A 13,160-nucleotide genomic window follows, 5' to 3' on the forward strand; every position below is an offset into this window, starting at 1 on the left:
TAATTGATAAAGGAAGTAATTATGAACAAGATAACAGGGATAACGCTTGCTGCGGCCATCCTGCTGGCAACCGGTTGTAAAAAAGATCTTTTTGAACCGGCCATTGAGAACAACCGCCAGGTGGACGATCCAAACGCGCTCATGCCCAGTCAGGCAAGGTTCATGTACGGCCTGCTGGGTAATGCATATACCCGCATGCCCAATACCAGCTGGTATCACTCAGATGTAGCTACAGACAATGCGGTTTCCAATGATTATACCAATGAATACCTGAGGATCGCCCAGGGGCAATGGTCGCCGCTCTTTATCCCTTTTGGTTTCAACCGCTGGGCCAACAGTTATGCGGCCATTCAATACATCAACCTGATGCTGGAAAAAGTAAGCGCCGTAAACTGGTCGCTCGATGAAAAAATTGCAGCTATGTTTGCACGCCGGATCACCGGCGAGGCCTATGGGCTGCGGGCCGTTTTTTACCAGGATCTGTTGAGACTGTATGGGGGAGAGGGCGCCAACGGTGAATGGCTGGGAGTGCCGTTGCTGCTGAGTGCACAAACACCGCAATCCAACATGAACCTGCCCCGGGCTACCTACCAGCAATGTTTACAACAGATATATAAAGACCTGGACTCGGCCACGGCGCTGTTGCCGTTTGATTACGGCGACATACCGGATGGCGGTACGGTACCTGCCCGGTTTGGCGATATAAGCCGCACCGATTATAACCGGGTATTTGGGAACAATTTCAGGGGCGGACTGATCAGCGGCCGTATCGCCCTGGCGGTAAAGGCCAAGGCCTCCATTATTGCGGCCAGCCCGGCTTATAAAGGAGGAACCACCACTACCTGGGCCGATGCAGCCAATGATGCGGCAGCCATTCTAGACCTGGTAAACGGGGTCAGTGGTTTGGCGGTAAACGGTCTTGCCTGGTATGGCGGAACCGATCCGGCTGTTGCAGAGATCACCGGTTTAGCGGTAGGCGTTAACCCTCCGGAGGTTCTTTGGAGAAATAGCTGGACGGATAATGATGCCGGCATTGAGCGGGATAATTACCCACCCACAATGTTTGGCAATGGGCGGATCAACCCCACACAGAACCTGGTAGATGCATTTCCGGCGCTGAACGGGTATCCCATAACGGATCCCGCAAGCGGTTATAATCCTTCGGATCCTTATAATAACCGCGATCCCCGGTTAAAAACATTTATCCTGGTAAATGGCGGTACATTAGCAAACAGCGCTACAGTGATCAATACCGCTGCAGATGGTACAACAAATGACGGGCTGAACAAAGTGGCTACCGCTACCCGTACCGGTTATTATCTTAAAAAACTTTGCCATAAGAATGTAACCTTTACCTCGACCACCACCAGCGGGCAGCGCCACATCAAGCCGATTATCCGCTATACGGAAGTATTCCTCAATTATGCAGAAGCGGCCAATGAAGCCTGGGGGCCGTTGGGTACCGGCGGGCATGCCTATTCCGCATACGACGTAATAAAAGCCATCCGCAAAAGGGCGGGCATCGGTACCGCCAATGGCGACGCCTACCTGGAATCGGTTAAAAACGACAAGGATAAAATGCGTGCGCTGATAAGGAACGAGCGCCGGTTAGAGCTTTGCTTCGAAGATATCCGTTTCTGGGACCTGCGCCGCTGGGGCGCCAACCTTGGGGAAACGGCAAGAGGCGTAAGCATTACCAATACCAGTAACTACAGTTTTATAGATGTGGAAACCAGAAAGTTTGAAACGTATATGACCAGCAATCCCATACCCAACAGTGAAGTGCTGAAGTTTAATGCGCTGGTTCAAAACAAAGGATGGCAATAAAACAAAAATGAACAATGATGGAGCAGGATCGCATAACTTTAAAAACAGCATGGATGAATAAAAAAATAATACTACCCTTTTTATTGCTGGCGGTGTTCACTTCCTGTAATAAAGACCGCGATTTTCCGGATTATAATTATCAGACGGTCTATTTCCCCTACCAATACCCGGTAAGAACCATTACGCTGGGAGAAGACCTCACCGTAGATAATACACTGGATAACCGGCATAAGTTCCAGGTATACGCGGCAATGGGCGGTGCCTATAAAGCAAGGAATGATATAAACGTTTCGTTTGTGATTGATGAAGCGCTGGTGGGGACTGGGATGTTGTTCAGCCCTGGCGGTAATGCTATACAGCCATTGCCCGCTCATTATTATCAACTGGCCGGGAACCGTATCACCATTCCCAAGGGCGCACTGGCAGGCGGGGTAGAAGTGCAGCTTACAGACGCTTTTTTTAATGATCCCGGGGCTGTTAAAAATACGTATGTATTGCCGGTAAGAATCACAGGTCTTGTAAACGCCGACTCCATCCTTTCTTCCAGGAATTTTACCCTGTACGCCGTAAAATTCGTAAACGAGTGGCATGGGAATTATCTGCGCCGCGGCACGGATATGATGACCGGTGACGTGAACAAAACCGTAACCCGTCATGCGCTCTACGTGGAGTATGATGAAGTAAACAAGCTAACCACAAGGTCGCTCAATGAACTGGAATTCCCGGTGACGTTTAAGGATCATAATAACAACAGCTTTTCCTGTACGCTGGTGCTGAAATTCGATAACTCAGGAAATTGCACGATTGCTTCAGGCACAACCGGGTTTACGGTTGCCGGAACCGGGGCTTTTATAAAGAAAGCAGAAAAAAACAGCTGGGGTAATAAAGACCGGGATGCGCTTTACCTCAATTACCAGGTCGGCTATAAAGATATTACTGTAGGTTCGGGGGCTGACTCAAAAATGATCAGCGGCAGCATTGCTACAAAAGACACATTGGTAATGCGGGACCGGGCGGTTACAATGGAAACCTTCACCCCGGTAGTTAAATAGCAGTTTAATCTTTTATATCGTTATATTATGTTAGGTTCAGGTAAAAAAATATTGGCGGGCTGCGCCGGGTTGGCAATGCTGGCCTCATGCGCTAAATTCAGTCAGCTTACGTATGAAGCGGATATGCCGGAAACGATCCTGGTACAGCAGTCCATCGATTCACTGGCTGGGCTCAAATCCTATATCAACCCCGGTTCAAACCCCGGTTTTAAACTCGGTGTGGGAGTGTCGCTCGATAATTATGTAAATAAAACAGTGATGTACCGGTTGGTCAACAGCAATTTCGATGAACTGGTACCGGGGTATGAATTGAAGCATGGAGCGGTCGTTCAGGCCGATGGAAGCCTGAATCTTACAAAGGTGATCAAACTGCTACAAACCGCTAAAGATGCAGGTATGCAGGTATACGGACATACGCTTACCTGGCATGCCAACCAGAATGCAACCTACCTGAACGGGCTCATCACCGGGGCCAGTGGTACAACCGCAATCGATTTTGAAAAAGATGATATCGGGAGAACCTACCCGATGACGGGAAACAGCACGGCTGCCGTAGTGCTCGATCCGAAAGGAAGCGGCGGTAAGGTATTGAATGTTGGTACTGCTGCCACACCGGCAAATCAATCGTTTCCCAAAATCCCCGTTACCCTGCCTGCGGGTATAAAGCTGGGCAATTGTCAATCTGTAACGCTTGATTTTCTCGCTACCGGATCTACAGGCCTGTTTGGCAGTGGCGTGCGATTGGGCCTGGAGGGTACAAGCCCTACCGTTTACAGCACTCCCTCCGGTTTTGGAGCTACTGACAATGTTTGGGCTGTAGGCAAAATTGTGCTGCCCATCGCAAACCTGAATCTGACGGCAGCCCAGAAAGAGCTCAACAGTTTTACCTTGTTTTTGGGGTCCGGAACCGGATCCGGTAATTACTACATCGACAATATTGTTTTAAAATGGAACGCAGAGAAAACCCCTGAGGAAAAGAATGCCATCATCACCGGGGCGCTCACAAATTTTATCGGGGCAATGGTAGATACCTGTAAATTTTATGTAAACGCATGGGATGTGGTGAATGAACCGATGGATGATGCCAGTCCTTATGCATTAAAAACCGGTGTTGGAAAAACATTGGCCGCAGACCAGTTTTACTGGCAGGATTATATGGGCAGGGATTATGCGGTAACGGCATTTAACCTGGCCCGGCAGCATGGAAATGCCACAGACAAATTGTTTATCAATGATTATAACCTGGAGTATAACCTGGATAAATGCCGGGGCCTTATTGAGTATGTGCGGTATATTGAAAGTAAAGGCGCAACGGTTGACGGGATCGGCACCCAGATGCATATAGATATCAATACCAGCAGGGAGCAGATTGCAGCACATTTCCGGTTGCTGGCTGCAAGCGGAAAGCTGGTTAAAATAAGTGAATTGGATATTGGTCTGGGGGGCGTAAAAATGGCCAATGCAACAACCGCGCAATACGCGGCCCAGGCAGAAATGTACCGGTATGTTCTTGAAACCTATTTTGAGTTGGTACCCGCGGCACAACGTTATGGCATTACCCTCTGGAGCCCGCTCGACAGTCCTGCAGATTCCGGCTGGCGGCCGGGAGAACCGGTGGGCGTATGGACCGGGCAGTATACCCGTAAGCTTGCCTATAAAGCCGTTGCAGAAGCCCTTTCCCGGAAATCCGGCAATTGAGAAAGCGGATAACGGCATTCAAAAACTGTATTATAAATGGATAAAATGATGAAGCGCTATAAGTACAAAGCCGGTTGGGGCCGGTTTGCAGCATTGTTGTTTCTTGCCTGCATTTTTTTTAAGGCATGCCGGAAGGAAGATGCCACCAACAACGGGCAGGGTAATACCTACGCAAAATTTGCAACAGCTGAGACTACCGCAAACGGTGCTTTGGACAGCATACCGGTTGGGATCCGGTGGTCGCAAACAAAATGGAAGCTTTCTGCTGCACCCGGCGGATTTATTACCGGTTTTTCAAGGGAAACAGGTGGCGGAGTCGAGCAGCAGCGCATCCTGGGCGAAGCATTTGTTCGGTTACAACCCAATCTTACCGAGGAGCGCCGTACACAGGAGATTTTTATTGAGGACCTTACCACCGGGAAAGAAGAGAAAATGGTGATTGTTCAATCACCCTATTCCGGTGTGAACCGGTTTGTTTTAAACCCCGGTATCCGGTATCAGAAAATTACCGGTTTCGGGGGGATGATGAATGCCTCCTGGGCCGGCGCTTCACAGCTTTCTGTTGCCGATATTGACAAGCTGTATGGCCCGGATGGGTTGGGGCTCAATATCGGGCGGCTGATGCTTTATCCCAACCCCGCCGACTGGAGCCGGGAGCTGGCCATCGCTAAAAGAGCGCAGCAGTACGGAGCCCTGTTGTTTGCATCACCCTGGACGCCTCCGCCCTCCATGAAGTCGGCCAATGTAAACAGCAATCAGAACGGGGAATACCTGCTGCCTGCAAATTATGGCGCATTCGCTGCGCACCTGAAGTCTTATGTAGATTATTATAAAGATCAGGGTATCCCTGTTTATGCTGTTTCCGTTCAGAATGAACCCGATTATAAAGTGGGATACGACGGGTGCTCTTATACGCCGCAGCAGATGCTCGATTTTGTTAAAGGGTACGGGCGCGCGGTTGGCACCCGGCTGATGACTGCCGAAACCGTGCAGTTTAATAAATCCTATACAGATCCTTTATTAAACGATCCGCTGGCGGTGAACAATTTTGATATTGTTGCCACGCATTTATATGGGTTTAACTTCAAAACAACTTCCGCAGATTACCCGCTTGCAAAACAGCATGAAAAAGAAGTATGGGTAACCGAGCACCTGTTTAATGAAACCGCAAAGGGGCCCGACTGGCTGTGGGAGCCCTCGTTAAGAACAACGCTGGCCCAGGAAATTCATGATTGCATGGCTTCCAATGTAAATGCATATGTGTACTGGTATTTAAAAAGATATTATAGCTTTATGGGTGAGGACCGGGATGCCAACAATCCTGCCGACTGGTATACTGCGGCCAATGGGGCGATCACAAAACGCGGGTATATCATCGCCCATTATGCAAAGTATGCCACCGGCAGAACACGCATCGCGATGACACCTTCTGCTGTAAGCCCGCTGCTGGCAACGGCATACGCCGGAGCGGATGATTATACGGTTGTACTTACAAATCAGGGCGACCGGCCTGTCATCATGGAACTGGCAATACCTCAAAGTATGGCAGCGGCTGCTGCGGTGGAAACAAATGCCATCAATAATATGACCCCTGCAGCCCTTTATATTACAAAAGATAAAAAGAACCTCAGGCTGCAGATGTCTGCAAACAGCATGGTGTCCGTTAAGATGCAGTTGTAAAATCAGGGCAATATATTGGAAGAGACAGGATGGAAGAAATGGTGCAGGTAAAAATGAAAAACAACAGGAAATCGTATCATGGTAAGAAAATATGCACTTATAGCATGGGCTGTACTGCTTTCCGCAGCAGCATATGCACAGGAGTTGATTGTTGAAAAGAAAACGGCCACCGTTTTCCCGGTTGCAACAAATGATGGCGCCGCCTTTATTTACATAGATGCAGGAGAAGACAGCCTTGTACATAAAGCGGCACGTTTGCTGCAGGATGATATTGAGCGGGTGACCGGCAAAAGACCGGTGGTAACGAGCGGGCTTGGCGGGTCTTTAAAAAATGTAATCATGATCGGTACTGTGGAGCGGTCGGCAACCATTCGTACGCTGGCTTCCCGGGGAAAAATAAATACCCGCAGCCTGGAAGGAAAATGGGAAGCCTTCCAGCTGCAGACGGTTCGCAATCCGGTAGCGGGTGTGCAAAACGCCTTGGTGATTACGGGGAGCGACCGGCGCGGCGCGGCCTATGGTGTGGCTGAGCTTTCGGCAAAGATGGGGGTCTCTCCCTGGTACTGGTGGGCCGATGTTCCGGTAAAAAGGAAGCCGGAACTGTTTTTTAAGAACGGTATTTACCACTATCCGTCGCCGTCCGTAAAGTACCGGGGTATCTTTCTGAATGATGAAGCGCCGGCATTGAGCGGATGGACAAAAGAAAAATTTGGCGGGTTCAATCATAAAATGTATGAACGGGTTTTTGAATTGCTGATCCGTTTAAAGGCCAATTACCTGTGGCCCGCCATGTGGGGAAATGCTTTTAATGACGATGATACCCTGAACCCCGTGCTCGCCCATCAATGGGGCATTGTAATGGGAAGCTCCCATCATGAGCCGATGTTGCGCGCGCAAACCGAATGGAAACGTTATGGGAAAGGTGCCTGGAATTATGAAACCAACGAGGCGGGGCTAAAGACTTTTTGGAAAAAGGGCATTGAAAATATGCGGGATCACGAAAGCATTGTTACAGTTGGTATGCGGGGCGACGGGGATGAACCGATGACACAGGGCACGGCGATTCAATTGCTTGAACGGATTGTGGCCGATCAGCGGAAAATCATCACACAAGTAACCGGTAAGCCGGCCTCGGAAACGCCGCAGTTGTGGGCTTTGTATAAGGAGGTGCAGGATTATTATGACGCCGGTATGCGTGTGCCCGGAGATGTAACCCTACTGCTCTGCGATGATAACTGGGGCAATATCCGCCGATTACCCAAATTGGGGGATCCGCCAAGAAAGGGCGGGTACGGGGTCTATTATCATTTTGATTATGTGGGCGACCCCCGTAATTATAAATGGATCAACACCAACAATCTTGCAAGGGTTTGGGAGCAGATGCACCGGGCTTATGCATACAATGCCCGCCAGATATGGATCGTAAACGTGGGCGACCTGAAGCCGATGGAATTGCCCATATCGTTCTTCCTGGATTATGCATGGAATGTGCATCGCTGGAACGAAGACAACCTGTTTTCCTATTATACAAAATGGGCCGGGGAGCAATTCGGAGGTGCGCATGCGAAGGAGATCGCAGAAGTGCTGGAGCGGTATGCAGAGTACGCATCCCGGAAGAAGCCGGAATTACTGGATGCCGCAACCTATAGCATTGAAAATTATAATGAAGCAGCGCGTATTACAAACGACTGGGATCAGCTGTTAAAAAAAGCCGAAGCGTTAAAGCATAAACTGCCGCAGGAGCAGGGTGCTGCCTTTTATCAGCTGGTCTTACACCCGGTGCAGGCTTATAGCAATCTTCAGCACCTGTACACCGCTGTTGCCCGGAACCGGTATGATGCAAAGCAGGGTAACGTACAGGCCAATAAATATGCAGACGATGCAAAAAGATTTTACAGGAATGATTCCTTAATTACGCTGGAGTATCATCAGCTCAATAATGGCAAGTGGAACCACATGATGTCGCAAACCCATATAGGGTATACCTACTGGCAGGAGCCCCGGGTGCAAAAAATACCGGAGCTGGTATATGTGCCGGATAGAGCGCGGGCAGCCGCCATAACAACAGGGGCCGCGGTTACAGCGGCGGCGCCGGTACCTGCAGGAGGGAATATTTTTTATGAAAAAGATGGATATGTATCCATCTCAGCCACCCGTTTCACCAGGAAAACAGATGCCGCAGGGGTGCAGTGGAAAATAATACCGGGCATTAGCCGGGAAGGCGATGGCATCACCACATTCCCGGTGACCAAAGAGATTGACCGGCTCTCCAAAGAAACACCGCATCTGCAGTATGATATATATACCACCAGTGCGGGCAACGCAACGTTACAGGTCTATTGCTCCCCAACACTCAATTACCAGGATGCAGAGAGGGGCTTGCAATATGCGGTTTCCATTGATGACGCGGTACCGCAGATCGTTTCCATTAATAAATTTAAGGTAGGTAGCCGGGAATGGGCGCAAACGGTTTCGGATAATATCAATATAACAGCTACGGACCATAAAATCCTTGGCAAGGGAAAACATACGGTGCGCTACTGGATGCTAAGCCCGGGCATCGTATTGCAAAAACTGGTGTTGGACCTGGGTGGGTTAAAACCTTCTTATCTGGGACCTCAGCCAACGATTGGTTCAAACAAAAAACAGATCTTTAGGTAAAGTCCTCTTCCATGTTACTAAATAAAAAAAACATATGAAACGAATGCTACCAGCGGTTTATATGCTGCTGCTCAGTTATTCCTTGACGGCCCAGGAAGCCGTGCAGCCCGCAACAGCGGGATTTGACCAGTTACGGGAAACCGTGCCCAAAGGAAAGGTGGATACGGTTCACTATCCCTCCCGCACCGTTGGCGTTGAACGGAATGTAACGGTTTACACGCCGCCGGGGTTTTCAAAAAACAAAAAATATCCTGTGCTGTACCTGTTACACGGCATTGGCGGTGATGAGTACGAGTGGCTGAATGGAGGAACGCCACAGGTAATCCTGGATAATTTGATTGCCGGTGGGAAAGCTGTTCCGATGATTGTGGTGATGCCAAACGGCAGGGCTATGAAGGATGACCGTGCCGGTGGTAATGTGATGGAGCCTGCAAAAGTACAGGCATTTGCCACTTTTGAAAGAGACCTGTTGGATGATCTGATCCCTTTTGTTGAAAAGAACTATCCCGTCAGGACAGATCGTGAAAGCCGGGCAATTGCCGGTCTGTCGATGGGGGGCGGACAATCGTTGAACTTTGGGTTAGGTAATTTGGATCGGTTTGCCTGGGTAGGAGGGTTTTCTTCGGCCCCCAATACAAAGCCTCCGCAAGACTTGCTGCCCGATCCCGGGAGGGCAAAAGCGCAATTGAAATTGGTATTCATTTCCTGCGGCGCCAGCGATGGTTTGATAGGTTTCAGCAAGCGCACGCACGAGTACCTGGAAGAAAAAGGTGTTCCGCATATTTATTTTATCGAACCGGGCGGACATGATTTTAAGGTTTGGAAGAACGGTTTATATATGTATGCACAGTTATTGTTCAAACCGGTCGACCCGTCAACGTTTGCAGCCTACCGTAAAATGTCGGTTGAGCCCATCGCAGGTACCCATGCCGGTATGGGTAGCCAGCCCGGGGAAAAGGCGCCTGGCGCAGCATCGCCCGTAATAGAAGATTTCAGACCCTCTTTACGCAATCAGCCGGGGCAGGCGTACCCGCAGGTAAACTCACAGCGTTATGCCCGCTTCAGGATTATGGCACCCGGCGCCGATAGCGTAAAAGTAAATCTTGGACTGGGCGGAAGCGGTGGTACGGTTTTGAAAAAGGCCGCGGACGGAAGCTGGATGGGCACTACGGCCGGTCCCATGGATGAAGGGTTTCATTATTATCATGTAACCGTCGATGGCGGCGTATTCAATGATCCCGGAACTTTAAATTTCTTTGGATCCACCCGTTGGGAAAGTGGTATAGAAATACCCGCGCAGGACCAGGATTTTTACGCCCTGAAAGAAGTGCCGCATGGCCATGTATCACAAATATTGTTCCCTTCTCCAAGTACGCATACGTCCCGCAGAGCATTTGTGTATACACCGCCGGGCTACGAAAAGGATATCCATAAACGTTATCCCGTATTATACCTCCAGCACGGATGGGGCGAGGATGAAACCGGCTGGACCAACCAGGGGCTGGCGCATTTAATAATGGACAACCTGATCGCTGCAGGAAAAATAAAGCCCTTCATTATTGTAATGACTTATGGCATGACCAATGAAGTAAAATGGGGAAGGATGAATGAATTTAAAATTGAACATTTTCAAACGGTTTTAACAGCCGAACTGATCCCGTATATTGATCAACATTTCCGTACACTAAGTAACCAGCCCAACCGGGCCATGGCAGGACTTTCCATGGGAGGTATGGAAACAAAAGCAATTACCCTGAACCGGCCCGATCTTTTTTCTCACTACGCGCTTTTAAGCGGCGGCCTGTATGCCCCCGGGGATATTAAAGACCGGGCAAAACTGAAATTGATTTTCCTGAGCGCCGGCGGGCGCGAAAACCCCGACCGGGTAAAAAAAGCGGCAGACGATTTAAAGGCTGCCGGCATTCCTGCCGTTTCATATATGTCCCCCGGAACAGGCCATGAATGGCAGTCCTGGAGAAGAAGTTTGTATGAGCTGGCGCCTTTATTATTTAAAAACTAAGGACGTTGTTGTTCCGTGCACTTCTGGCAGATAACAGTATACCTTACATAAATTTATTTCAATATGAAAAAACGAACATTGTATTTGTTGCTTTTAAGTATGGCCATCGCTGTTGCCGGTAATAGCGGGGCGCAGGACAAAAATTTTCATATTTACTTATGCCTTGGGCAGTCGAATATGGAGGGCGCTGCCCGGCCGCAGGTGCAGGACAGTGCGGGCATCAGTGATCGCTTTAAAGTATTGGCGGCGGTAACCTGCGATAACCGGGGACGAACAATGGGCAGCTGGTACGCGGCGGTACCACCCCTTACACGTTGTTATACCGGCCTTGGCCCGGCAGATTATTTCGGAAGAACAATGGTGCAAAACCTTCCGCCTGAAACAAGGGTAGGCATGATCAATGTTTCCGTTGGCGGATGCCGGATCGAGTTATTTGACGAGGATAGCTGTGCGTCTTATGCAGCAAGACAACCCGGCTGGATGAAAAATATGATTCAGGAATATGGCGGAAATCCATACCGGCGATTGGTAGAAATGGCTAAGCTGGCGCAGAAAGACGGTGTGATCAAAGGTATTTTATTGCATCAGGGGGAATCAAACACAGGCGATACCCTGTGGCCGCAGAAGGTAAAGAAGGTATACGAAAACCTGTTAAAGGAGCTGGGGCTTGCGGCAAAAGAAGTGCCCCTGCTGGCCGGTGAACTGGTACCTGAAGACCAGAACGGAGCCTGCGCCGGCATGAATAAAATCATCCGCACCCTGCCTCAAACCATTCCTACGGCCCATATTGTTCCGTCTGCTGGTTGCGAAGGTGTCGGTGACCGGCTGCACTTCAGCGCCGCGGGTTACCGGAAGCTGGGCAAACGGTATGCCGCGGTAATGCTCGGGTTAACGGGTAAGAACATTGCAACAGAATAAAATAAGACAGGATGAATGATTCAGGGAACATAAAAGTAGGGCAGAGGCTGCTAGGTATGATATGGGCAGTGGCCATCCTGTTTTCCTGCGCGGGCAGTAAACAGATGATCACTGCAAAACCCTCAAACTGGGTGGGCTCCTGGGCTGCAGCACCACAACTCGTAGAAGCCCATAATATGCCTCCACCGCCTGGTTTGGCCAATAACACGATCAGGCAGGTCGTACGTGTATCAGCAGGTGGCGAAACGCTGCGCCTCCGTTTTTCCAATATATTCGGCAAACAACCGGTTACGATCAATAGCACAGCGATTGCCCTGGCTGGGGAAGGCGGCCGCATTGAAGCTTCCACGCAACAATTGCTGAAATTCGGCGGCAACGGATCGGTAACCATACAGCCCGGAAGCGAGGTGTTTTCCGATCCCTTATCTTTTAAACTTACACCCGGCGTAAGGCTGGCCGTTACGACCTGTTTCGGCCAGGTAGCGTCCGCTGTCACGGGTCACCCCGGCTCGCGCACCACCTCCTATATCCTTAGCGGCAACCATGTTACTGCTGTTGACTTTAAGAACGCCGTTAAAACCGATCACTGGTATGTGATCAGCGGCATAGATGTAATTGCCGCTCCGGGCGCCTTTGCCATAGCGGTTTTAGGCAATTCCATTACCGATGGACGGGGTTCTGGTACCAATAAGCAAAACCGGTGGACGGATATTTTATCTGGAAGATTGTTACACAACGCGGCCACAAAAGACGCTGCGGTGCTTAACCTGGGTATCGGAGGTAATTGCGTGTTGCGGGGAGGCCTCGGGCCCACAGCGTTAAACCGGTTTAACAGGGATATCCTTTCACAAAGCGGGGTTAAGTACCTGCTGATACTGGAAGGGATCAATGATATTGGCGGCATCAAAAATGCGGGAGAAGCGCCCGGAATCGCACAGGAACTGATAGCGGCCTACACGTTGATGGCGGATAAAGCCCACGCGAAAGGCATTAAAGTATATGGCTGTACCATCCTGCCTTTTGAGCAATCTTTTTACGATACCGTTTTCCGGCAGCAGGCAAGAGATGTGGTAAACGAATGGATCCGGACTACCGATAAATTTGATGCGGTGATCGATTTTGATAAAATCATGCGCGATCCGGATGATGTGAAGAAAATATTGCCTCACCTGCATGATCACGACTGGCTGCATCCGAATGAAGCCGGGTATAAAAAAATGGGCGCAGCGGTTGATTTGAAATTATTCACCAGGTAAATAATAATACGATTTTGTTTTCGATATAAAAAAACACTTATTAAATTG

General features: G+C 49.7%; 8 protein-coding genes. All 8 read left to right on the forward strand.

All coding sequences use genetic code 11. The annotated features are described in order from the left end of the window. Positions 1 to 21 precede the first annotated feature (21 nt). Complete coding sequence (locus tag LL912_RS02850; protein ID WP_235552049.1) at positions 22 to 1,827, forward strand: RagB/SusD family nutrient uptake outer membrane protein; 1,806 nt, start codon at positions 22 to 24, stop codon at positions 1,825 to 1,827. Between the two features lie 53 nt (positions 1,828 to 1,880). Next, on the forward strand, positions 1,881 to 2,879 hold the full coding sequence (locus LL912_RS02855; RefSeq protein WP_235552050.1) for a DUF5627 domain-containing protein: 999 nt from the start codon (positions 1,881 to 1,883) through the stop codon (positions 2,877 to 2,879). A gap of 27 nt (positions 2,880 to 2,906) precedes the next feature. Continuing rightward, positions 2,907 to 4,577 carry an endo-1,4-beta-xylanase gene (locus LL912_RS02860; RefSeq protein WP_235552051.1) on the forward strand — a complete coding sequence of 557 codons (1,671 nt, stop codon included), beginning with the start codon at positions 2,907 to 2,909 and terminating at the stop codon, positions 4,575 to 4,577. Positions 4,578 to 4,622: 45 nt separating this feature from the next. Beyond that, the gene (locus LL912_RS02865; RefSeq protein WP_235552052.1) at positions 4,623 to 6,257 is read left to right on the forward strand and encodes a glycoside hydrolase; all 1,635 of its coding nucleotides are present in this window, start codon (positions 4,623 to 4,625) and stop codon (positions 6,255 to 6,257) included. Between the two features lie 78 nt (positions 6,258 to 6,335). Next, positions 6,336 to 8,918, forward strand: coding sequence for a glycosyl hydrolase 115 family protein (locus LL912_RS02870; RefSeq protein WP_235552053.1), 2,583 nt, complete (start codon positions 6,336 to 6,338; stop codon positions 8,916 to 8,918). A gap of 34 nt (positions 8,919 to 8,952) precedes the next feature. Continuing rightward, positions 8,953 to 10,938, forward strand: coding sequence for an alpha/beta hydrolase (locus LL912_RS02875; RefSeq protein WP_235552054.1), 1,986 nt, complete (start codon positions 8,953 to 8,955; stop codon positions 10,936 to 10,938). 63 nt (positions 10,939 to 11,001) lie between these two features. Next, the gene (locus tag LL912_RS02880) at positions 11,002 to 11,856 is read left to right on the forward strand and encodes a sialate O-acetylesterase (protein ID WP_235552055.1); all 855 of its coding nucleotides are present in this window, start codon (positions 11,002 to 11,004) and stop codon (positions 11,854 to 11,856) included. Positions 11,857 to 11,867: 11 nt separating this feature from the next. After that, positions 11,868 to 13,112: an SGNH/GDSL hydrolase family protein gene (locus LL912_RS02885; RefSeq protein WP_235552056.1), complete on the forward strand. Its 1,245-nt coding sequence runs from the start codon at positions 11,868 to 11,870 to the stop codon at positions 13,110 to 13,112. Positions 13,113 to 13,160 lie beyond the last annotated feature (48 nt).

Source organism: Niabella agricola (assembly GCF_021538615.1).
Taxonomy (GTDB): domain Bacteria; phylum Bacteroidota; class Bacteroidia; order Chitinophagales; family Chitinophagaceae; genus Niabella; species Niabella agricola.